Source organism: Azospirillum melinis, from assembly GCF_013340935.1.
Classification (GTDB): domain Bacteria; phylum Pseudomonadota; class Alphaproteobacteria; order Azospirillales; family Azospirillaceae; genus Azospirillum; species Azospirillum melinis.
In genome coordinates, this window is sequence record NZ_WHOS01000016.1 from 26782 (window position 1) to 48964 (window position 22183).

The 22183-nt window shown below is 67.9% G+C and carries 16 protein-coding genes and 1 tRNA gene; 5 read left to right on the forward strand and 12 right to left on the reverse strand.

From position 1 onward, the window contains the following. Positions 1–31 precede the first annotated feature (31 nt). The 9 genes from GBZ48_RS14245 to GBZ48_RS14285 all read right to left on the reverse strand — a co-directional run bounded on the left by GBZ48_RS14245 (position 32) and on the right by GBZ48_RS14285 (position 11482). The gene (locus GBZ48_RS14245) at positions 32–1291 is read right to left on the reverse strand and encodes a M16 family metallopeptidase (protein WP_174471635.1); all 1260 of its coding nucleotides are present in this window, start codon (positions 1289–1291) and stop codon (positions 32–34) included. Then, complete coding sequence (thrC, locus tag GBZ48_RS14250; protein ID WP_174471636.1) at positions 1288–2709, reverse strand: threonine synthase; 1422 nt, start codon at positions 2707–2709, stop codon at positions 1288–1290. Before thrC ends, GBZ48_RS14245 begins: the two co-directional genes overlap by 4 nt. Before the next feature lie 185 nt (positions 2710–2894). Then, on the reverse strand, positions 2895–3920 hold the full coding sequence (gene dusA, locus GBZ48_RS14255) for a tRNA dihydrouridine(20/20a) synthase DusA (protein WP_174471637.1): 1026 nt from the start codon (positions 3918–3920) through the stop codon (positions 2895–2897). A gap of 143 nt (positions 3921–4063) precedes the next feature. After that, positions 4064–4139, reverse strand: a tRNA-Glu gene (locus tag GBZ48_RS14260). Positions 4140–4247: 108 nt separating this feature from the next. Then, positions 4248–6044 (reverse strand): single-stranded-DNA-specific exonuclease RecJ, encoded by a 1797-nt coding sequence (gene recJ, locus GBZ48_RS14265; RefSeq protein ID WP_174471638.1) that lies wholly within the window; start codon positions 6042–6044, stop codon positions 4248–4250. Positions 6045–6162: 118 nt separating this feature from the next. Next, complete coding sequence (locus tag GBZ48_RS14270; protein ID WP_174471639.1) at positions 6163–8214, reverse strand: molybdopterin oxidoreductase family protein; 2052 nt, start codon at positions 8212–8214, stop codon at positions 6163–6165. 174 nt (positions 8215–8388) lie between these two features. Further along, on the reverse strand, positions 8389–9687 hold the full coding sequence (locus GBZ48_RS14275; protein ID WP_174471640.1) for a TRAP transporter large permease: 1299 nt from the start codon (positions 9685–9687) through the stop codon (positions 8389–8391). Next, positions 9684–10253: a TRAP transporter small permease gene (locus GBZ48_RS14280; RefSeq protein ID WP_209798124.1), complete on the reverse strand. Its 570-nt coding sequence runs from the start codon at positions 10251–10253 to the stop codon at positions 9684–9686. The genes GBZ48_RS14275 and GBZ48_RS14280 overlap by 4 nt, the downstream gene beginning before the upstream one ends. Positions 10254–10459: 206 nt before the next feature. Then, the gene (locus GBZ48_RS14285) at positions 10460–11482 is read right to left on the reverse strand and encodes a TRAP transporter substrate-binding protein (protein WP_149230675.1); all 1023 of its coding nucleotides are present in this window, start codon (positions 11480–11482) and stop codon (positions 10460–10462) included. Between the two features lie 176 nt (positions 11483–11658). Between GBZ48_RS14285 and GBZ48_RS14290 the strand changes: the two genes are divergently transcribed. The 3 genes from GBZ48_RS14290 (at position 11659) to GBZ48_RS14300 (ending at position 16285) form a co-directional block, all read left to right on the forward strand. Continuing rightward, positions 11659–13848 (forward strand): sensor histidine kinase, encoded by a 2190-nt coding sequence (locus GBZ48_RS14290; RefSeq protein WP_174471641.1) that lies wholly within the window; start codon positions 11659–11661, stop codon positions 13846–13848. Continuing rightward, positions 13845–14441 carry a response regulator transcription factor gene (locus tag GBZ48_RS14295; protein ID WP_174471642.1) on the forward strand — a complete coding sequence of 199 codons (597 nt, stop codon included), beginning with the start codon at positions 13845–13847 and terminating at the stop codon, positions 14439–14441. The genes GBZ48_RS14290 and GBZ48_RS14295 overlap by 4 nt, the downstream gene beginning before the upstream one ends. Positions 14442–14566: 125 nt before the next feature. Further along, positions 14567–16285: an ATP-binding protein gene (locus GBZ48_RS14300; protein WP_174471643.1), complete on the forward strand. Its 1719-nt coding sequence runs from the start codon at positions 14567–14569 to the stop codon at positions 16283–16285. Positions 16286–16325: 40 nt separating this feature from the next. Here GBZ48_RS14300 and GBZ48_RS14305 read toward each other — a convergent pair whose 3' ends face one another. Beyond that, on the reverse strand, positions 16326–17633 hold the full coding sequence (locus GBZ48_RS14305; RefSeq protein WP_109491025.1) for a pentapeptide repeat-containing protein: 1308 nt from the start codon (positions 17631–17633) through the stop codon (positions 16326–16328). Between the two features lie 558 nt (positions 17634–18191). Between GBZ48_RS14305 and mepK the strand changes: the two genes are divergently transcribed. Beyond that, positions 18192–18827, forward strand: coding sequence for a peptidoglycan L,D-endopeptidase MepK (mepK, locus tag GBZ48_RS14310; RefSeq protein ID WP_246307184.1), 636 nt, complete (start codon positions 18192–18194; stop codon positions 18825–18827). Positions 18828–19133: 306 nt separating this feature from the next. Then, complete coding sequence (locus tag GBZ48_RS14315; RefSeq protein ID WP_174471644.1) at positions 19134–19898, forward strand: calcium-binding protein; 765 nt, start codon at positions 19134–19136, stop codon at positions 19896–19898. Between the two features lie 71 nt (positions 19899–19969). On the opposite strand, the gene GBZ48_RS14320 is transcribed toward GBZ48_RS14315, so the two are convergent. Together GBZ48_RS14320 and GBZ48_RS14325 are read right to left on the reverse strand one after the other, a co-directional pair. After that, complete coding sequence (locus tag GBZ48_RS14320) at positions 19970–20470, reverse strand: DUF934 domain-containing protein (RefSeq protein ID WP_174471645.1); 501 nt, start codon at positions 20468–20470, stop codon at positions 19970–19972. Then, complete coding sequence (locus tag GBZ48_RS14325) at positions 20457–22148, reverse strand: nitrite/sulfite reductase (RefSeq protein ID WP_174471646.1); 1692 nt, start codon at positions 22146–22148, stop codon at positions 20457–20459. The genes GBZ48_RS14320 and GBZ48_RS14325 overlap by 14 nt, the downstream gene beginning before the upstream one ends. Positions 22149–22183 lie beyond the last annotated feature (35 nt).

Below are 22183 nucleotides of genomic sequence, written 5' to 3' on the forward strand. Positions count from 1 at the left end.
TGGGAAGTGGGGACCGCCACCGTCTTCATCGTCAGGCGAGACGCTCCGCGATGCGGTCGTAGCTTTCCAGCTTGGCGATGGGGCCGAGGGCGGCCACGGTCGGACGGCTGGCACGCAGGCGGGACGCCGCCTTGACCACGGACTCGCGGTCGACGCCGTCGATCTTCGCCACGATCTCTTCCACCGGAACCGGACGGTCGTAGATCAGGATCTGCTGACCCAGCTGCTCGCAACGCGACATGGTGCTTTCCAGCGCCATCAGCGTCCCGGCCTTCAACTGGGCGCGGGCGCGGGCGACCTCGTCCTCGGTGACGTCGGCACCGACCTTGGCGATCTCGTCGCAGACGACGGGGACCAGCTCCGCCACCTCGTCCTCGCCGGTGCCAGCATAGACGCCGAACAGGCCGCCGTCATGGTAGCCGCCGGTGAAGGTGTAGATGGAATAGACCAGCCCGCGCTTCTCCCGCACCTCCTGGAACAGGCGGGACGACATGCCGCCGCCGAGCAGGGTGGAAAGCACCGAGTGGGCGTAGAAGTCCGGATCGTGCACCCCCACCCCGTCGAAGCCGAGCACGAGGTGCATCTGCTCCAGATCGCGGTCCTCGCGGAAGTCGCCGCCGGCGTAGCGGGCGGTTTCCGGCTTGGGCGGCGCGCCGCTCGGCAGGTCGCCAAACGCCTTGAACGCAAGGTCGACCATCCGGTCATGCTCGATCCGGCCGGCGGCGCTCAGCACCATGCCGGGGGCGCCGTAATGGCCGGCGATATAGTCGACCAGCGCCTCGCGCGGCAGGGATCCTACGATCTCCGCCGAGCCCAGCACCGGACGGCCGATGGCCTGCCCCGGATAGGCGGTGGACTGGAAATGGTCGAAGATGATGTCGTCGGGCGTGTCGGCGCTCTGGCCGATCTCCTGCAACACCACCGTGCGCTCGCGCACCAGCTCCTCGGCGTCCAGCGTGGAGTGCTGGATCATGTCGGACAGGATGTCGAGCGCCAGCGGCGCATCCTCGTGCAGGACCTTGGCGTAATAGGCGGTCTGCTCGCGGGTGGTGTAGGCGTTCAGCTGGCCGCCGACATTCTCGATCTCCTCGGAGATGCGGAAGGCCGAACGGCGGCTGGTGCCCTTGAACAGCATATGCTCGACGAGGTGGGCGACACCGTTGACGCTCGCCGCCTCGTTGCGGGTACCAACCCCGACCCAGCAGCCAAGCGAAACGGACTGCACGTCGGGCATGGTGTCGGTCGCGACGCGAAGCCCGTTGGGCAACGTCGTCACACGAATGGAACTCATGCGGCCTCCTGGGCGGCGCGGGCGCGCTTGGTGACGAAGTCCTGGACCGCCGCCAGATCGTTCGGCAGGTCGGACAGGCGCTCCTCGCGCACATAAAGATCGGACAGGCGCGGCGGCAGGTCCGGCCGGCGGCCGGTCGCCTTTTCCACCGCGTCGGGGAACTTGGCGGGATGGGCGGTGGCGAGAACCACCATGGGAACGGTCGGATCGACCCGGCCGGCGGCAACCGCCGCCTTGGCCGCCCCGATGCCGACCGCCGTGTGCGGGTCGAGCAGATAGAGGCTGTCCTTCCACACCTCGGCGATGGTCACCATGGTGGCGGCCTCGTCCACCCGGTGGCCGGAGAAGATGGCCAGCGCGCGGGCGAGCTGCGCGTCGGTCACCGTGAACCTGCCCTCGGTGCGGAAGCGGTTCAGCGCTTCCGTCACCGCGGTGCCGTCGCGGTCGAGCAGGTCGAACAGCAGCCGTTCGAAGTTGGAAGAGATCTGGATGTCCATGCTGGGAGACAAGGTAGGCACGACGGGCGCCGCGACCATGCTCCCACTGGCGAAAAAGCGCGCCAGGATGTCGTTGCTGTTGGATCCCACCACCAGCGTCTCAATCGGCAGCCCCATGGCGCGGGCGCCGTAAGCGGCGTAAACGTTGCCGAAATTGCCGGTCGGCACGGTGAAGGCCAGCTTGCGGTCCGGGGCGCCCAGCGCCACCGCGGCGGTGAAGTAATAGACGATCTGGGCCATGATGCGGGCCCAGTTGATCGAGTTCACCGCCGACAGTCCCATCCGGTCGCGGAAGGCGGCGTCGTTGAACATCGCCTTCACCAGATCCTGGCAATCGTCGAATGTGCCGTCCAGCGCGACGTTGTGGACGTTGGACGACAGCACGCTGGTCATCTGCCGGCGCTGCACCTCTGACGTGCGACCCTTGGGGTGCAGGATGAAGATGTCGACGTTCTGGCGGTCGCGGCAGGCCTCGATGGCGGCCGAACCGGTGTCGCCCGAGGTGGCCCCGACGATGGTCACCCGCTGCCCACGCTTGGTCAGCACATGGTCGAACAGGCGGCCGAGCAGTTGCAGCGCCACGTCCTTGAAGGCGAGCGTGGGCCCGTGGAACAGCTCCAGCACCCAGGTGGTGGGATCGACCTGCACCAGTGGCGTCACCGCGGCGTGGTCGAAGCTGGCATAGGCGTCACGGACGATGGCGCGGAACTCGTCCTCGGCAATCGAACCGCCCAGGAAGGGCAGCATCACCCGGACGGCGATCTCGCTGTAGGGCAGTCCGCGCATGGCGCGGATGTCGTCGGCCGTGAATTGCGGCCAGGTTTCCGGCACATAGAGGCCGCCGTCGCGCGCCAGCCCGGCCAGAAGGACGTCTTCGAAACCCAAGACCGGGGCCGCGCCCCGCGTGCTGACGTACCGCACCGCTTACACTCCGTCCGATGAAGTGGGCATAGTTAGCGAGGACCCCGCCCGCACGCAAGCGGTGCGGGACGCACGGCGCATATTCCCGATGGTGGGGGCGGCTCCGCGGCTCTGGGCTGAACGCTTGGAACAGCGTGAAACAGTTTTCCGGTGGGTGTTCACTGTTCCATCCGGACCGGCGCTTCTTACGCCGCCTCCTCCACCGCCTCACCCGTGCCGCGGCCACGCACCAGGGAAGCGGCGCGTTCCAGCACCTCCGGGCCGGCGCCGGGGCGGTGGGCGTTCTCGGCGATGTGGCGGCGGTAGGCACGAGCGCCGGGCAGCCCCTGGAACAGGCCCAGCATGTGGCGGGTGATCGACGACAGCGGCGTGCCGCGCGTCATGCGTGCCTCGATATAGGGCAGCATCGCCTCGATCACCGCATGGCGGTCGGGTCCGGGCTCCCCACCCATCAGGCGACGGTCGGCGTCGGCCAGCAGATAGGGCGTCTCGTAGGCGGCGCGGCCGATCATCACGCTGTCGAGCGTGCCGAGATGCTCCTCGGCCTCGTCCAGCGTGCGGATACCGCCGTTGATGGCGATGGTGAGATGGGGGTATTCCGCCTTCAGCCGGTGGACGAGGTCGTAGCGCAGCGGCGGAATGTCCCGGTTCTCCTTGGGGCTCAGCCCCTTCAGCCAGGCCTTGCGGGCATGGACGATGAAGTGGGTGCAGCCGGCGGCGGAGACGGTGCGGATGAAGTGGTCGAGCGTCGGCCATTCCTCCATCTCGTCGATGGCGATGCGCGACTTGACGGTGACCGGGATCGACACCGCCTCGCGCATGGCGCCGACCAGCCGGGCCACCAGATCGGGCTCCGCCATCAGGCAGGCACCGAAGCGGCCGGACTGCACGCGGTCGCTCGGGCAACCGACGTTCAGATTGACCTCGTCATACCCCCATTCCTCGGCGATGCGGGCGCAGGTGGCGAGATCGGTCGGGTCGGAGCCGCCGAGCTGGAGCGCCACCGGATGTTCCGCCGCATCGAATCCCAGCAGCCGCTCGCGGTCGCCATGCAGCACGGCGCCTGTGGTCACCATCTCGGTGTAGAGCAGGGTCGAGCGCGACAGCAGACGGTGGAAATACCGGCAATGCCGGTCGGTCCAGTCCATCATCGGGGCGACGCTGAGGGGGATGACGGGGGTGCCAGGGGTGACGAGGTTCGGAGCGGTCATCGCGGTCAGCTCTGCTGCGGCCGGAAAAATCAGGATGGGCGAAACGGGATCGGCGGGCAACCACCGGGCACAAATTCCGCCAAAAGCAAAAGGCCCGGCAATAAAGCCGGGCCTTCTAAGCTTGTCGCGCATCTTCGAGGAGATGGCGTCCCCGACGGGAGTCGAACCCGTGTCGCCGCCGTGAAAGGGCGGTGTCCTAGGCCTCTAGACGACGGGGACGTCGTTCGCGGTGACGCGCTTTCTAAAGATCGGAGCCACGGAGCGCAAGCGCTTTTTTGCATCCCCCGATACTTTTTGCGCCCTGCCCGCCCGACGCCCCGCCAACGCTCAGGCCGAGCGCGCCGGCGCCGCGTCGTCGATCAGCAGCTGGACCCCTTCCGAGCCGTTCCAGCGGTCGATGCGCAGCACGCCGGCGAGGTGGAACGGGGTGCCGCGGCCGGTCAGCAGGGCCTGGCCCATGTCGCTGTCGAGCGCGCGGAAAGCGATGGCCTTCAGCCGGGCACCGTCGTTGCCTTGCAGGATGCAGCGGACATGGTTGGCGCCCACCACGTCGGCGCGCACGACTCGGGCGTCGGCGATGGCGAAGCGCGGCTCGGAATTGCCGGTGCCGTAGGGGCCGAGCTTGTCGAGCATCGTCACCAGACCGACGCTGGCGCCGCCGACGGACAGGGCACCGTCCAGTTCCAGCGTCGGCACCAGCGGGGCGGATGCCACCTGTTCGGAGATGCGGCTGTGCAGGAAGTCGCGAAGCGCATCGATCCTGTCGCCGGCCACGGTGAAGCCCGCCGCCATGCGGTGGCCGCCGCCGGCCAGCAGCAGCCCCTCCTGCCGGGCGGCGATCACCGCCGCACCGAGATCGACACCGCGCACCGAGCGGCCCGACGCCTTGCCGATCACGGTGCCGTCGGCGGTTTCCTCCAGGGCCACCACGCAGGCCGGGCGGCTGTAGCGCTCCTTCAACCGGGCGGCGACGATGCCGATGACGCCGGGGTGCCAGCCGGCGCCGGTGACGAAGACCAGATCGGTGTCCCGCCCGGCCTCGGCGGCGACGCGTTCCAGCGCCTCGTCGAGGACCGCCTGCTCGATGGTCCGGCGTTCGGCGTTGTGGCCTTCCAGCCGCTGGGCCAGTTCCATCGCCTCGATGGGATCGTCGGTGGAGAGCAGGCGGGCGCCGAGGTCGGACGCCCCCACCCGGCCGCCGGCATTCACACGGGGCCCGAGGACGTAGCCGGCATGGTAGGCGTCCGGCTTCTCCTTCACCCCCGCCACGTCGGACAGGGCGGCGAGGCCGGGGTTGGCGCGCCGCGCCATCACCTTCAGCCCCTGCGCCACCAGCGCGCGGTTCAACCCGGTCAGCGGCACCACATCGCACACCGTGCCAAGCGCCACGATGTCGAGCCATTCCATCAGGTTGGGCTCCGCCCGGTCGCGGTAGAAGCCGGCAGTCCGCAGCACGCGGTTGACGGCGACGATGGTGATGAAGGTGACGCCGGCGGCGCAGAGCGTGCGGTAGGCGCCGTCCTCGTCCAGCCGGTTGGGGTTGACCAGCGCTACGGCGGGGGGAAGGCGCGGCTCGGCGGCGTGGTGGTCGAGCACGACGACATCCAGCCCGGCCTCGGCCGCCGCCTCCAGCGCCGCGAAGGCGGAAATGCCGCAATCGACCGTCACCACCAGCCGCACCCCCTCCCCTTTCAGGCGAAGCAGCGCTGGAGCGTTGGGGCCGTAGCCCTCGGTGATGCGGTCGGGGACATAGACGCGGATGTCGGCACCGAGCGCGCGGAAGAAGCGGCGCAACAGGGCGGCGGAGGTGGCACCGTCGACGTCGTAGTCGCCGAAGACGGCCACCGGCTCGCCGTCGCGGATGGCCCGCGCGATGCGCTCGGCCGCCGGGTCCATGTCGCGGAAGCGCGACGGATCGGGCAGCAGGGCCTTGAGCGTCGGGTTGAGGAAGGTCTCGCAGCTGTCCTCGGTGACGCCGCGGGCGGCCAGCACCCGGCCGACGATCTCCGGCAGCCCGCGCCCCTGGGTGAGCGCCTGCGCCTGCCGCTCGTCGCAGGGCCGCGCCTGCCAGCGCTTGCCGGACAGGGAGGTGGCGACGTTGAGGAAGGCGGCGGGCTCGGTCATGGCGGTGCTGCACGGTCTCTCTGGGATGGGGGCACAGCCATAGCAGAGATGGGCGCGCGGCGCACGGGTGGGTATGGACAGGGGTGGGATGTGGGGCCGGGATGCGGGAGTGGGCGGCTTAAGCCGCCCGCATCCACACTGCCGTGTCGTGGAACGCCGCACCGCCGGCCGGCGGCACCGGTTCCGGCGAGGTCAGGCTGTTGATACCCATGCCCTCGACGAAGGCGCCGTTGGGCCAGATGCCTTCGACGATCACCACGCCGCGCGGCACACCGGCGAAAGACTTCGCATGGACCACCACGCTGCCTTGCGGGTTGCCCAGCCGCACCGCGTCGCCGTCGGCCAGAGCCAGCCCGGCGGCATCGTCCGGATGGATCAGCGCGGTGGGACGGCCTTCGCGCTTCTGCGCGGTCAGCGTCTCGGTGAAGGAGGTGTTGAGGAACTGGCGCGCCGGGGCGGTGACAAGGCGGAACGGGTGCTCGGCATCGGCGTCGCGGGCCGGGGGCATGTGGTCGGGCATCGCCGGCATGCCGCCATAGGGGCCGAGCGCCGCCCAGTCGGGGGCGAAGCGGAACTTGCCGTCGGGATGGGCGAAGCCGTTGAGGAAATGCGAGGTCTCGAAATCCGGCTGGGCATCGATCCAACGCTGCTCGCTCAGCGTCGCCGCGTCGCCGAGGTCGGACGCCTTCAGCATGGCGTCGATGATTTCCAGCGCGGTCATGCCGAATCCGGGATGCTCGGCGCCGACGCGGCGGGCGAGTTCGGAAATGACCCAATGGTTCTCGCGCGCCTCGAACTGCGGCTCGATCACCTTGCGGCCGATCAGGATGTGCATCTGGCCGCCGCCGCGGTAGATGTCGTCATGCTCCAGGAAGGTGGTGGCGGGGATCACCAGATCGGCCAGCTTGGCCGTGTCGGTCATGAACTGCTCGTGCACCGCGACGAACAGATCCTCGCGCAGGAAGCCCTGGCGGACGCGGTTGGAGTCCGGGCAGATCGTCACCGGGTTGGTGTTCTGGATCAGCATCGCCGTCACCGGCGGGCCGCTGGTCAGGTCGCGCGGGTCGCCGGTCAGCACCGCGCCGATGCGCGACTGGTCGAAGCTGCGCACCGACTTGTCGAGACGGTCCAGCCCCTCCGACAGGGTCTTGTCAAGCTTGTAGATGCCGGACGAGCAATAGAGCGCGCCGCCGCCCTTGTGCTGCCAGGCGCCGGTGACCACCGGCAGGCAGGACACGGCATGGACCTGCGCCGCCCCATTGTGGGCGCGCGACAGGCCGTAGCCGACGCGCAGATAGGACCGCTTGGTGGTGCCGTAGAGGCGGGCGAATTCCTCGATCTCGGCCACGGTCAGGCCGGTGATGGATGCTGCCCATTCCGGCGTGCGGGTGGCGAGATGCGCCTCCAGCGCCGCGGTGTCGCCGGCCAGCCGGGCCAGATAGGCGCGGTCGGCATGGCCGTCTCGGAACAGCACATGCATCACCGCGCAGGCCAGCGCCCCGTCGGTGCCCGGCCGCAGCATCAGGTGCAGGTCGGAGACCTCGGCCGTGCCGGTGCGGTAGGGGTCGATGGTGACCAGCTTGGCGCCGCGGCCTTTGCGCGCGCGGCTGACATGGGTCATCACATTGACCTGGGTCGCCACCGGGTTGCCGCCCCAGTTGACGATCAGGTCGCTTTCCGCCATCTCGCGCGGGTCGGCGCCGCGGATGTCGCCATAGCCGGCGAGCCAGCCCATGTTGGCCGGCGTGTCGCACACCGTGCTGGTCTGGCGCGAATAGCCCTTGGCATGGCGCAGGCGCTGGATGCCGCCGCGCTGCACCAGACCCATGGTGCCGGCGTAGAAATAGGGCCAGACCGCTTCCGCGCCGTAGGTGCGCTCGGCGGTCAGGAAGGCGTCGGCGATGCGATCCAGCGCCTCGTCCCAGCCAATTTCCGTCCACTGGCCGGAGCCCTTGGGACCGGTGCGCAGCAGCGGGGTCTTCAGCCGGTCCGGCGAATGCACGCGCTCGGCATAGCGGCTGACCTTGGCGCAGATGACGCCGGCGGTGTAGCTGTTCTCGGCGGCACCGCGCACCTTGCCGATGCGGTCGGGGGCGAGGCGTTCCACCTCCAGCGCGCAGGTGCTGGGGCAGTCGTGCGGACAGGCGGTGGGCAGGAACTGGGCCGACAAGGCTAACCTCTGGTCTGGCTGGCGGCGGGGGAGGACGGAAGTTTAGGCCCTGCCGCGCGCCCGCTTCAACGCACAACAATGTATGGGTACAAAAAAGCGGGGCCGCGAAGTCCCTTGTCCGGACTTCGCGGCCCCTGCCGATTCAGCGAGGAAATCCCCTGACGACTTGCGGCTTTACATGAAGCCGAGCAGGCGCGGGAACCACAGCGTGAGCGCCGGGACATAGGTGACGAGGCCGAGGAAGATCAGCATCGTCAGCAACCACGGCCACACCGCCACCGTCAGTTCGGTGATGCCCATCTTGGTGATGCCCGAGGCGACGTAGAGGTTCAGGCCGACCGGAGGGTGGCACATGCCGACTTCCATGTTCACGATGATCAGGATGCCGAAATGCACCGGGTCGATGCCCAGCTTCATGGCGACCGGGAACAGGATCGGCGCCATGATCAGGACGATGGACGACGGCTCCATGAAGTTGCCGGCGGCCAGCAGGATGATGTTCACCACCAGCAGGAAGACCCACACGCCCATGTTCTGGTCGAGGATCCAGGCCGCCATGTTCTGCGGGATCTGCTCCGACGTCATCAGGAAGGAGAAGAGCACCGCGTTGGTGATGATGTAGAGCAGCATCGCCGACATGCTGGCGCTGTCCAGCAGCACCTTCGGCACGCGGCGGAGCGGCATGTCCTTGTAGATGAAGACCGCGACGAAGAAGGCATAGACCGCGGCCATCGCCGCCGCCTCGGTCGGGGTGAAGATGCCGCTGTAGATGCCGCCCATAACGACGATGATCAGCAGCAGGCCCCAGAAGCTCTCGCGCAGGGCATGCATGCGCTGGGCAAAGCTGGCCTTGGGCAGGCGCGGATAGCCGAACTTGCGGGCGCGGTACCAGGTGGTGAAGCCGAGGAAGCAGGCCAGCAGGATGCCGGGCACCACGCCGGCGATGAACATCTGGCCGATGGAGGCGGCCTGCGGATGGCCGGTGGTGGCGACGCAGTACATCACCATCACGATGGACGGCGGGATCAGGATGCCGAGCGCGCCCGAGGTGGTGATGATGCCGGCGCCGAAATTCTTCGGGAAGCCCTGCGCCACCATGGCCGGCAGGATGATCGAGCCGATGGCGACCACGGTGGCCGGGCTGGAGCCCGACACCGCCGCGAACAGCGCGCAGGCCATCACGCCGGCAAGGCCGAGGCCGCCGTGCCAGTGGCCGACCATCGAGGTGGCGAAGTTGATCATGCGGCGGGCGACGCCGCCATGGGTCAGGAAGTTGCCGGCCAGGATGAAGAACGGGATCGCCATGATCTCGAACTTCTCGATGCCGGTGAACAGCTTGAGCGCGACGGCGTCGATCGGCACGTCGGTCATGAAGAACAGGAAGGACAGAACCGTCAGGCCGAGCGAAATCGAGATCGGCATGCCGGTGAGCATGAGGGCCAGCAGAAGCCCGAAGATGATGGCGGCGTTCATGCCGGGCCTCCTTCCTTGGCGGCTTCGACCGGGTCGATGCCGTCGACCTGGGCATGGTCGTGGTGGGGCAGTTCACCGGTGCGGATGAAGGTCCAGGCGACCTGGAGGAAGCGGAAGCACATCAGGTAGGAGCCGAGCGGCACCGCCAGATAGATGATCCACATCGGCCATTCCAGATCGGCCGACACCTGCTCGGTCTCGGAGATGTGGTAGACGAAGCGCGCGCCGAGCGACCCGACGATGAAGGTGAACAGCGCGCCGGCGCCCAGCCCGAACAGCACGAACTTGGCACGCAGGTGCGGTTCCATCCGGTTGATGATGACGTCGACGCCCACATGGATGCCGGTGCGCACGCCATAGGCGGCACCGAACTTGGCCATCCACACGAACATGTAGATGCACAGCTCCTGCGCCCAGGCGAGGTTCCAATGCAGCACATAGTCCTGGATGTAGGGGACGCCGGAGAAATAGCGGTGGACGACGGACGCGAAGATGACGAGCGTCGCCCCGGCCATGAGCGACGCGATCAGCGTCTCCTCAAGCCGGTCGAGAATTTTCATAAGCATGTCGGGGGAATCTCCCGGTCGGCGGAGATGGTCGGTAACTTGATACCCTCTCCCGTCCCGGGAGAGGGAGGGCCCCGCCGAAGGCGGGAGGGTGAGGGGCGATCCGCACATGGATCCTGATCCTTGGATCACCCCTCACCCTTCCCATGCTTTGCATGGGCCCCTCCCCTCTCCCGGGGCGGGAGAGGGGAATGGATGACCTCAAATTACATCTTGAAGCCGGCCGCGGCCGATTCCTTGTAGATCGCTTCGATCAGGTCCTTGCCGACGCGGGATTCGGCGTCCTTGTGGACCGGCTTCAGGGCCTTGATCCAGGCTTCGCGCTCTTCCTTGGTCTGGGTGTGGAACTCGGTCTTGCCGGACGCCTTCATCTGGGCCAGCGCCACGTCGTTCTCGTTCTGGGCGATGTCGTTGGCGTAGTCGGTCGCCTCCTTCATCGCCTCTTCCAGCTTGCCGCGGACGTCGGCGGGCAGGCCTTCCCAGAACTTCTTGTTCACGATGACCGCATAGCCGAGATAGCCGTGGTCGGTCAGGGTGGCGTTCTTCTGAACCTCGTGCATCTTCTGGGTGTACATGTTGGACGGCGGGTTCTCCGTGCCGTCGACGACGCCGGTCTGCAGCGCCTGGTACACTTCGGAGAAGGCCATCACCTGCGGCAGGGCACCCAGCGCACGCATCTGGGCGTCCAGCACCTTGGACGACTGGATGCGCATCTTCAGGCCCTTCACGTCCTCCGGCTTGATGAGCGGCTTGTTGGCGCTCATGATCTTGAAGCCGTTGTCCCAGTAGGCCAGCCCGATGATGCCCTTGGACTCCAGCTTCTTGAACAGGCTCTTGCCGATCTCGCCCTTGGTGACGCGCTGGAGGACTTCCTTGCTCGGGAAGATGTAGGGCAGGTCGAAGACCTCGAATTCCTTGGCGCCCAGCGGGCCGAACTTTGCCAGCGACGGGGCCAGCATCTGCACGGCACCCAGCTGCAGCGCCTCAAGCTCTTCCTTGTCCTTGTAGAGCTGGCTGTTGGGATAGACCTCGATCTTCACCTTGCCGGCGGTCAGCTTCTCGGCCAGCTCCTTGAACTTCTCGGCACCCTTGCCCTTCGGCGTCTCCGGCGCGACGACGTGGCTGAACTTGATCACGATCTGGTCCTGGGCCCAGGCCGTCGAAATCGCCATCGGCGCCGACATCATGCAGCCGACCGCCGCCGCGCACAGGAGCTTCACGAGTTTCATAGGTGCGTCCCCCTCTGGTATTCATTGTAGACAGGGCTGACTGTTCGGCCCCGTACTTGTTGCGCATTGTTCATGATCGGACGAATTGCGGCTATTGTGGATATCCGCAGAGTCGGCCTATTCCACTTTCGTGCGATCCAGCCATCCCCTGCCCCCATACTTTCGTGTCCACCCCGATGCCGAAGCCATCCCGCAACTCCAGTCCTGCCGTCCGCATCGGGCGGGCGGTGCCGCATGCCATGCCGGTGGTGGCGATGGCGCTGGTCGTGGTGCTGCTGGGCGCCTTCCTGTGGCTGTTGCAGCGCAACGAGCGGGAGGAGGAGGCGCTGGCGCTGATCAAGGATGCGCTGTGGGTGGAGCAGAACCTGCACTTCCAGCTTGCGTCCGACGAGGACAAGCTGGAGAGGCTGGCGGAGACGCTGAGCCGGACCGAAGCAGGCCGGACCGAGCTGGACCTGCGGCAGTTCGCCGCAATGGCCCGGCTGGTGGTGAACACCAATCCGGCGATCGAGCGGGTGCTGTGGCTCGACCCCCAGGGCCGTACCCTGCTGGCAGAACCGCCGTTCCCGGGGAGCGGCGGAACGGACACAACATCGGAGCCGGCCGGCGCGGAGGGCATGGCCCGCGACGACGCGGTGCGGATCGCGCGGTCTTCCGGCCTGCGGGCCTATGGCGCGCCCTACCGGATCGATGCCACCGACCGCGGCTTCGACGCCGCCTTCCCGCTGTTCCGCGACGGCGCCTTCGCCGGCACGCTGGTCGGCGTCTTCTCCTTCGAGGCGATGCTGACCCACCATGTCCCCTGGTGGTTCGCCCAGCGTTACCAGCTGGAGGTGATTGACGCCACCGGCACGGTGCTGGGATCGAAGTCGCGCATGTCGGTGCCCGGCTCCATGGCAGGGCCGGCGCCCGACCCAGCGCGCAGCCACCTCATCCCGTTCGATCCGCCCGGCCATGGGATGGCCCTGGTCGCCACCGCCTACCCCACCGAGTCCAACGTCACCCGCACCGTTCTGGTGGCGGCGATCTTCGCGCTGACCGGGTCGGCCTTGTGGAGCCTGTGGTCGCTGCGCCGGCACATCGCCGGCCGCCTGCGCGCCGAGGAGGCGCTGCGCGAGGAGCATGCCTTCCGCAAGGCGATGGAGGACAGCCTGACCGTTGGCATGCGCGCCCGCGACCTGGAGGGGCGCATCACCTACGTCAACCCGGCCTTCTGCCGGATGGTCGGGCTGGACGCGGAAGATTTGATCGGGCGCGGCCCGCCGGCGCCCTATTGGCTGCCGGAGGAGATCGACCGGGCCGAGGCCGCCTTCCAGGACGTGCTGGCCGGCCGGGCGCCGGAAAGCGGGCTGGAGATGCGCTTCCAGCGCGCCGACGGCGAGCGGTTCGAGGCGCTGATCTACGAGGCGCCGCTGATCGACGCCAACGGGCGGCAGACCGGCTGGATGGGCTCCGTCCTCGACATCACCGAACGCAAGCGTGCCGAGGAACTGGCACGCCAGCAGCAGGAGCGGCTGCAACAGACCTCCCGCCTGATCACCATGGGTGAAATGGCCTCCACCCTGGCGCATGAGCTGAACCAGCCGCTGTCGGCCATCGCCAGCTATTGCACCGGCTGCCTGAACCGGCTGCGCTCCGACCGCTGCGACACGGAAGAGGTGGCGGCGGCGCTGGAGAAGCTGGCCGCCCAGGCCAAGCGGGCCGGGCTGGTGGTGCGCCGCATCCACGACTTCGTGCGCAAGCGCGATCCCAGGGTCGCCCCCTGTTCGCTGGCCGAGGTGCTGGAGGATTGCGTGGGGCTGGCCGGCAGCGACGCCGCAAGGCTGGGCGTGCGGGTGGAACTGGATGCCCCGGCCGATCTGCCGCCGGTCACCGGCGACCGCATCCTGCTGCAACAGGTGGTGCTGAACCTGATGCGCAACGGGATCGAGGCGATGGCCCGCACCCCGCGCGCCGACCGCCGCCTGACGGTCACCGTCCGCCAGACCGATTGCGACGGCGGCGGGGACGGCAAGGACGGGGGCAGGGATGGCGCCCGCCTGCTGCTGACGGAGATCCGCGACCATGGCTGCGGCGTTGCCCCCGACGTGGCCGACCGCCTGTTTTCCCCTTTCTTCACCACCAAGCGCGAAGGTATGGGCATGGGCCTGAACATCTGCCGGTCCATCGTCGAGCACCATCGCGGCCGGCTGTGGTTCGAGACGGTGGCGCCGGAGGACGATGGAAACGGAGACACAACGGGGGCCACCGCCGCCGGCACGCGCTTCCTGTTCACCCTGCCCGTCCATGCCCGCACGCCGGACCGGACAACCGGCCCACATCCCGCCGGCCCCTATCCCGATCACACCGCCGAGGCTGCCGAATGACCACGCTCCACATCGTCGACGACGACGAGGCCATCCGCGACGCGCTCGGCTGGCTGTTCCAGTCGCGCAACGTCCCGGTGGCGGGCTGGCCGTCGGCCGAATCCTTCCTGGAGTCCTGGCGGCCGGACACCGCCGGCTGCCTCCTGCTGGACATCCGCATGGAGGGGATGAGCGGGCTGGAGCTGTTCGACCGGCTGCTGTCCAAGGGCTGCCGCATGCCGGTGATCTTCCTGACCGGCCATGGCGACGTGCCCATCGCCGTCGGCGCCCTGAAGAAGGGAGCCCGCGATTTCGTGGAGAAGCCCTTCAACGACAACGAGCTGGTCGACCGGGTGATCGACGCGCTGGCCTACGACGCCGAACAGCGCGAGCGCGAAGCCGGTCAGGCCGGGCTGGCCGCCCGTCTGGCCACCCTGACCCAGCGCGAGCGGCAGGTGATGGAGCTGGTCGTCGCCGGCCGCCTGAACAAGGTGATCGCCGACGAGCTGGGCATCAGCATGCGCACGGTGGAGGTCCACCGCAGCCATGTGTTCGAGAAGATGCGGGTGAAGACGGCGGTGGAGCTGACGCGGCTGCTGACGGGTGCGGCCTGATTGCTTCTCCCGATAAGGGAAAACCCAGGGGACGACGGAGGCGCCTGGAGTCCCCGCCGGTCCCGTACTAGTCTGTTCGCGCCACTCCGGTGGTCGTATTCCCCGGCGGACTGGAGCATCAGCGGTTGAGGTTTCGGTTACCCAGTTCCATCCTCGCCATCGGCTTGGCCGTGACGGCACCGCTGCTGCTGTTCGGCGCCGTGATGGTCTGGCAGCTCGACGCCCGCGACCGGGCGGAGACGGAGGATGCGCTGCAATCGGTGGCGCAGTCGTTGTCGTTGGCGGTCGACCGTGAACTGGCGAGCCAGCTGCGGCCGCTGGAACTGCTGGCGTCGCTGCTCCAGCCCAATGCCGACGATCTGCCCACCCTGTACCAGGAGACCACCACCGCCACCCACAGCCAGCCCGGCTGGCTGGCGATGGGGATGGTCGATGCCGACACCGGCCGCTTCGTCTTCCACACCCATTACCCGCTGGGCGTCCAGCCGCTGCCGCCGCCCCGGCTGGACGAGATCACCCGCCATGTCATCGAAAGCCGCCGCGCGACCATCGGCGGCGTGCTGCCGCCCGGCGGACCGCCGGGCCGGCCGTCGCTGATCCTGCGGGCACCGATCCTCCAGTTCGACCCGGACCGCCAGAACGACCGGGTGCGCTACGTCCTGTCCCTGGCACTTGGGCTGGAGGGGCTGTCCAGCGCCCTGAGGACCCGCGACACCCCGCCGGAATGGACGGTCACCGTCATCGATCCGACCATGCTGATCGCCGCCCGCTCACGCGATGCGGCGGCCCATCTGGGCCAGAAGGTCTACGCGTCGCTGGAGGCGCGGATCCGCACCGGCAGCAACCGCATGTTCGTCGGCCAGACCAAGGACGGGATCGAGGTCCACTCCGTCATCCACCGCTCATCCGAAACCGGCTGGGCGGTGGTGCTGGGCGTGCCGTCGACCATCGTGCAGCAGAAGCTGAACGCCACCCGCATGACGGTGGTCGGCGGAGCGGCTGCCGCCTGCGCGGCGACGCTGATGCTGGCGCTGCTGGTGTCGCGCGCCTACGGCCGCCGCCGCAGTGCCGAGGAGGAGGTGCGGCGCGCCCGTGAGGCGGTGCTGATCGAGCAGCGCCGCCGGCTGCAGTCGGAAAAGGATCATGCCGAGGCGGCGAACCGGGCCAAGAGCGATTTCCTGGCGAACATGAGCCACGAGCTGCGCACCCCGCTGAACGCGATCATCGGCTTCGCCGAGGCGCTGATGTCCGGCATCTTCGGCCCCTCCCCGCCCAAGCATGTCGAATATCTGACCGCCATCCACCAGTCCGGCCGCCATCTGCTGGATCTGGTGAACGAGCTTCTGGACATGGCGAAGATCGAGGCCGGACGGCTGGAGCTGTTCCCCGCCTGCGTCGCGCTGGGCGAGCTGCTGGAGGATTGCCTGTCGCTGATGGAGGCGCTGGCCCTGCGCAAGGGGGTGGTGCTGACCAGCGGCGCCATCGCGTCCGATCTTCAGGTCACCGTGGATGGGGTCCGCATGCGGCAGGCGGTGCTGAACGTCCTGTCCAATGCCATCAAATTCACTCCGTCGGGCGGTGCGGTGCGGGTGGAGGCCAGGCCCGGACCCGGCGGAACCGGTGCGGTCATCGTGATCGCTGACACCGGCGTCGGCATGACCGCGGATGAGCTGGTGATCGCGATGGAGCCGTTCCGTCAGGTCCACAATTATCTGACCAAGGCGGAGGCCGGCACCGGCCTGGGCCTGCCGCTGGCCCGCCGCTTCGTCGAGGCCCATGGCGGCACCCTGACGCTGGACAGCACGCCGGGCACCGGCACCACGGTGACGATCATCCTGCCGTGATAAAGGCAGCGGGACGGTTAATCGGATGTGGAGTTCCGCCTCAACCCCGGCGGGGCGGACGGCCGGGGAGCGTGGCGCGCTGAAGCTTGGCGCCGGCCATGTCGGCACCGTCCATGTCGGCGCTGTCGAGATTGGCGTCGGACAGGTTCGCCTGCACCAGACAGGTGCCGACCAGCAGGGCGCCGCGCATGTCGGCTCCCATCAGGTTGGCGGCCCAGGAGCGGCCGGTGGGGCGGCCAGACGGGTCCTTGATCGCTGCCGGCCCAAGCCGCACCCGCGTCAGGTCGGCGCCGGTCAGCACGGCGTAGCTGAGGTTGGCGCCCGACAGGTCGGCGCCCATCAGGTTGGCGCCCTCCAGATTGGCGCCCGACAGATCGGTCATCATCAGCCGCGCGCCGGTCAGCGCCGCCGCCGACAGGTTGGCCCCGCGCAAGCTTGCGGCGCTGAGGTTGACATTGCGCAAATCGGCACGGCTGAGGTCGGCGCCGTCCAGATCGGCCCGCTGGCCGCGCTGGCCGAAGCTGTCGATCCAGCGCTCATGGTCGAAGATGGCGCGCTGGATTTCCGACCCCATGCTGTCGATGGGGCGGGTCATCTGCGCCGTGGCGATGCGGGTGGAGGACAGGTCGCAGTCAGCCATCCGCGTGCCGACCATGTCGGCCTTGTCGAAGCGGGTGCCGTCCAGCGCCGCCCCCGACAGGTTGGCGCCGTTCAGCCGGGCGCCGGTCAGGTCCGCCCCGGTCAGCACCGCCCCCGACAGATCGGCGTTCTGCAACATGGCGCCGCTGAGGTCGGCGTCGGACAGGTTGGCGCCGCGCAGCACCGCCCCGGTGAGGTCGGTGGGAATGCCGCCCTCCGCCGTCATGCCGTTCTGGAGGCGGGCGAGTGCCGCCTTGTGGATCTGGCGGGCGCTTTCGGCGTCCTGCGCATCGGGGCCGGTGCCGCGACGGGCGGTGCCGCCCGGTTCCAGCGTGCCGGCGCGCAGGTCGGCGCCCTTCAAATTGGCGTTCGAGAAGTCGGCCGCGCGCAGCCGGGCGCCGCGCAGGTCGGTCTGCATCAGGTTGGCGCGGCTGATGTCGGCATCGCGCAGATCGACGCCGAACAGGTCGGCGCCGGCCAGATTGGTTCCGTTCAGCCGCCCGCGCGCCAGCCGCGCCCCGACCAGACGGGCGCCGCGCAGGTCGCGCTGCGACAGGTCCACCCCCTCCAGATCGGCCATGGCGAGGTTGGCGCGGGCACCGCCCGGCTGGCCCTTGATCCAGCGGGCATGCCGGTCCAGCACCTCGGCCAGTTGGTCGGGCCGAAAGAAGGAGACGGACTGAGCGGTCGGGGTGGTGGCGGTTGGCACGGACAACTCGACGCCGTGAAATGGTTACATCGCGACAATCATGCGGTTCATTCCTTACCGAAGGCTGAATGAATCCCCCTTTTGCGCACCCTCTTTCGGAGGATGCGGTTCGGCGGCCCGCCGACATGGCGCATCGGTGGAAAAACGGGGATTCCAGCCGGGATGGATAGGAAAAACGGAAGCTTGGCCATAGCAACGGCCATAGGCCCCAACACGTCCACCGCCGTGACTTTACCGCGTCAGTCCCGAGTCGTGCAGGTTACCGTTCTGTAATCGAACCGGCTGCGAACGGGTCGCGAACAGCCGCGACTCGGCTTCCCGCCCCTGTTCCGGGCGAGGCGGCGGAATCCCTCGACTCCTCCAGAAAACAGCATCGGTTAAGCAATGGTTGCTTGACAGAAAAGGCCACGGGCATCCTAAAAGTGTCCCACCTTTCGGATAAACGCACCGCAGCACGCCTTGACCTTAGCCAGGGTGTGACTTTGGCCGTAACCGGGACGACGGGTCCAGACGATGGATTCCGGCTGCCGGAGCGGAAAAACGGGATATGAAGGAAGAATGATGAAGGATGCGGACGCCCGGTCGATCACGACCGCACGCCCGAGCGTCGGCGAGAGCCACGCCACCGAACGCCGTCATCTTGATCGCCGCCATCTTCTGCGTGCCGGCCTCGGCCTGGCGGCGGTCGCCTCAGCCGGCGGGACGCTGCTCACCAGCGAAGAGGCGGAAGCTGCGGCGCTCCGCGCTCCGCCGCGGGTGCTGTCCCTGGTGAACCTGCACACCGGCGAGCGCATCAGCGCCGAATACTGGTCGCGGGGCAAATATGTCCGCGACGCGATGCGGGCGCTGAACCGCGTTCTGCGCGACCACCACAACAATTCGGTCCATGCGATGGACCCGAAGCTGATCGATCTGGTCCACTCGCTGAGCCGCAAGATCAACCGCCGCGGCCCGATCGAGATCGTCTCGGGCTACCGCTCGCCGGAGACCAATGCGATGCTGCGCGAGGCCGACGGCAGCGGCGTGGCGCAGAACAGCTATCACATGCGCGGCATGGCAATCGACCTGCGGGTTCAGGGCCTGTCGACCCGCCAGCTCCAGCGGGCGGCGCTCAGCCTGCGTGGCGGCGGGGTCGGCTACTATCCGGACAGCAACTTCGTCCATGTCGACGTCGGGCCGCTCCGCCACTGGTGAGCGGCCGGACCGCGGACGCAGAATCGTCCCCATCGCTTGAACGTTCGGTACGATGTGGCGCTAAGTCCAGACGGGCTTCGGCGCCACAGTCATTTTCGGGTCATTCCCTTTTCGCCCGGCCCATTGCGCCTGCCGTGGGGGTCCTCCCGGCAAATACCCCTTTCCGCAATTTTCTAACAAGGCCGGTTGCGACTTGTTACCACGCCCTGTGGTAGATATCTGTGATTCCTCTGACCGTTAAATTGTCTATCATCCACCAGTCACAATTTTTGAAACGCTCTGTTTTGCAAGTGGGGGGACAAGCATATGGGATATCTGTTTGGCGGACTCGGCGACGACACGCTGCTCGGAGATTATGGCGACGACACGCTGGATGGCGGCGACGGCAACGACACTCTGTTCGGCCGTGCGGGGAACGATGTGCTGGTCGGCGGAGCAGGCAACGACAGTCTGTACGGCGGTGACGGGGATGATGTCCTGATCGGCGGGGCCGGCGACAATGTGCTGTTCGGCGAGGGCGGCAACGACAGTTTCTATATCGATACCCCGACCGCGGCCCGTCTTTTTGGCGGCGATGGCGACGACACGGTCATTGTCCGCTATGCCGGGGGCGTCGATCTGAATATCTCCAATTCGATCGAGCATGTCATCGGCGGGGTCGGCAATGACACCGTGACGGCGGCCAGCTCCTACTCGGCAGTGACGATGGCCGGCGAGGACGGCAACGATGTGCTGACCGGCGGTTCCGGCAACGACACGCTGTCCGGTGGGACCGGTGACGACAGGCTGCGGGGCGGCGGCGGTGACGACGTGCTGCAAGGCGGGGCCGGCGCCGACCTGTTCGATTTCTCGGTAAGCTTCGGCGGCAGCGGCGGCAACGACGTCGTGGGCGATTTCAACGCCGCGGAGGGCGACAGGATCGGACTGCTCAACTACCAGAGCTACACGGTGAGCGCCAACGCCCAGGGCGAGGCTGTTCTCAACATTTCCGGCTTTGGCAACGCGTCGACGGTTACCCTCTCCGGAGTGATGGCCCAGGACGTGTCGAGTTCCTGGTTCACCCCCCTCTGAAAACAGGAAGGCGCCGTCCCGGCGGGGACGGCGCCTTTTCCATCGGTTCTGGGCGGATGAAAACCGCCGCCCTACCCCACCTTCAGCTTGCGGCGCAGCAGCGACAGCGGCGCGGTGTCGTCCAGGCTGGGCTGGAAAGCGATGGTGATCTCCTTCAGCGCATTGGCCCAGCTGTCCGGGTTGGTGCCTTCCGGCGCCTCGACCGAGGTGAAGCCGGTGCGGACCAGGAACAGATACTGGTCGGGAATGACATGGCCGACCGCGCGGATCTCGCCGGTGTAGCCGTAGCGCTCCCGCAGCTCGCGCGCGGTGGAGAAGCCGCGGCCGTCGCGGAACTTCGGGAACTCCAGCGCCACCAGGGAGAAGCGGTCGAGGTCGGCGGCGATGGCCCCCGCCAGCGTGCCGCTCTTCAGCCGCACGCCCAGCCGGGCGTTGCGGCCCTCGAAGCTGTCACGCTCCGCCTGCCAGCGCTCGAAGCTGATGATGACCGGGCGGTCGTTGGGGACCGGCTCGCCATCGGGGATGAAGCTCCAGGCATCCTCGCCGATGCGCCCATTCTCAATCAGCGGCATAGATTCTCTCCTTGAACGGGGCATGGCCGACGCGGCGGAGCGTGTCGATGAAGCGCTCGCCCTCGCCCGTGCGGTTGGCGAGATAGACGTCGACGATGGCCTCGATGGCGTCCACCGCTTCGGTCTCGGTCACCGCCGGGCCGAGGATGTCGCCGATTTCCGTGGTCAGCGTCGGGTCGCCGCCGACGGTGATCTGGTAATACTCGGTGCCCTTCTTGTCGACGCCGAGGATGCCGATGGCGCCGACATGGTGATGGCCGCAGGCGTTGATGCAGCCGCTGATCTTGATGCCCAGTTCACCGATGGTGCGCTGGCGGACCGGATCGGCAAAGCGGGCGGAGATCGCCTGCGCCAGCGGGATCGAGCGGGCATTGGCAAGCGCGCAGTAATCCAGCCCCGGGCAGGCGATGATGTCGCCGATCAGCCCGGCATTGGCGCTGCCCAGCTCCGCCGCGTCGAGCTGCTTCCACAGGTCGTACAGCTCATCCTTCTTCACATGGGCGAGGACGAGGTTCTGGACATGGGTGACGCGCAGCTCGCCAAAGCTGTGGCGCTCGGCCAGATCGGCGACGAGGTCCATCTGGTCGCAGGTGGCGTCACCGGGGATGCCGCCGGCCGGCTTCAGCGAGATGGTGGCGATGGCATAGCCCGGCGCCTTGTGCTCCGCGACATTCACCGCCAGCCAGTTGGCGAAGGCCGGATCGGACGCCTTGGCACGCTCCAGCGCTTCGGAGTGATCGGGCGGCTCCTCGAAGGGCGGCGGGGCGAAATGCTGGCGGACACCCTCGACGATCTCCGGATCCAGGCGGTACTTGGGGCCGCGCAGCCGCGCGAACTCCTCCTCGACCTCCTGGGTGAATTTCTCCAGCCCAAGCTCGTGCACCAGGATCTTGATGCGCGCCTTGTAGATGTTGTCGCGGCGTCCGTACTGGTTGTAAACGCGCAGGATGGCTTCGAGATAGGCGACGAAATCCTCCTCGGCCACCCACTCGCGCACCAGCTTGCCGACGAAGGGCGAACGGCCGAGACCGCCGCCGACATAGAAGGAGAAGCCGGCTTCGCCCTTGTCGTTGCGACGGGCCAGCAGGCCGACGTCGTGGATGCGCACCGCGGCGCGGTCGCTCTCGGCGCCGGAGATGGCGATCTTGAACTTGCGCGGCAGATAGGTGAACTCGGGGTGCATCGTCGTCCACTGCCGCAGGATCTCGGCATAGACGCGGCCATCCACCACCTCGTCCCTGGCGGCGCCGACGAAGGGGTCGGTGGTGACGTTGCGCACGCAGTTGCCGCTGGTCTGCAGCGCGTGCATGTCGACCTCGGCCAGCTCATGCAGGATGGCCGGGGTGTCCTCCAGCTTGATCCAGTTGTATTGCAGGTTCTGGCGGGTGGTGAAGTGGCCGTAGCCGCGGTCGTACCGGCGCCCGATCTCCGCCAGCTTGCGCAGCTGGGTGGCCGACATCACGCCATAGGGCACGGCGATGCGCAGCATGTAGGCGTGAAGCTGGAGATAGAGGCCGTTCATCAGCCGGACCGGCTTGAACTCCTCCTCCGTCAGCTCGCCGGACAGCCGCCGCTCGACCTGTTTGCGGAACTGCTCGACGCGCTCGGCAACGAACTGCCGGTCGATCTCGTCGTAATGGTAGATGCCGGCACGGGCGCCGGGCGCGATGTGGTTCATGTCGATCAACCCTCAGAGCCGCCGGAACGGCCGAC

Excerpts from the sequence above, each read along its gene's own strand:
- GBZ48_RS14245 (WP_174471635.1), bottom strand. The coding sequence starts at position 1,291 with ATGAGTTCCATTCGTGTGACGACGTTGCCCAACGGGCTTCGCGTCGCG.
- dusA (WP_174471637.1), bottom strand. The coding sequence starts at position 3,920 with ATGACCGCTCCGAACCTCGTCACCCCTGGCACCCCCGTCATCCCCCTC.
- recJ (WP_174471638.1), bottom strand. The coding sequence starts at position 6,044 with ATGACCGAGCCCGCCGCCTTCCTCAACGTCGCCACCTCCCTGTCCGGC.
- GBZ48_RS14275 (WP_174471640.1), bottom strand. The coding sequence starts at position 9,687 with ATGAACGCCGCCATCATCTTCGGGCTTCTGCTGGCCCTCATGCTCACC.
- GBZ48_RS14280 (WP_209798124.1), bottom strand. The coding sequence starts at position 10,253 with ATGCTTATGAAAATTCTCGACCGGCTTGAGGAGACGCTGATCGCGTCG.
- GBZ48_RS14285 (WP_149230675.1), bottom strand. The coding sequence starts at position 11,482 with ATGAAACTCGTGAAGCTCCTGTGCGCGGCGGCGGTCGGCTGCATGATG.
- GBZ48_RS14290 (WP_174471641.1), top strand. The coding sequence starts at position 11,659 with ATGCCGAAGCCATCCCGCAACTCCAGTCCTGCCGTCCGCATCGGGCGG.
- GBZ48_RS14295 (WP_174471642.1), top strand. The coding sequence starts at position 13,845 with ATGACCACGCTCCACATCGTCGACGACGACGAGGCCATCCGCGACGCG.
- mepK (WP_246307184.1), top strand. The coding sequence starts at position 18,192 with ATGATGAAGGATGCGGACGCCCGGTCGATCACGACCGCACGCCCGAGC.
- GBZ48_RS14315 (WP_174471644.1), top strand. The coding sequence starts at position 19,134 with ATGGGATATCTGTTTGGCGGACTCGGCGACGACACGCTGCTCGGAGAT.
- GBZ48_RS14320 (WP_174471645.1), bottom strand. The coding sequence starts at position 20,470 with ATGCCGCTGATTGAGAATGGGCGCATCGGCGAGGATGCCTGGAGCTTC.
- GBZ48_RS14325 (WP_174471646.1), bottom strand. The coding sequence starts at position 22,148 with ATGAACCACATCGCGCCCGGCGCCCGTGCCGGCATCTACCATTACGAC.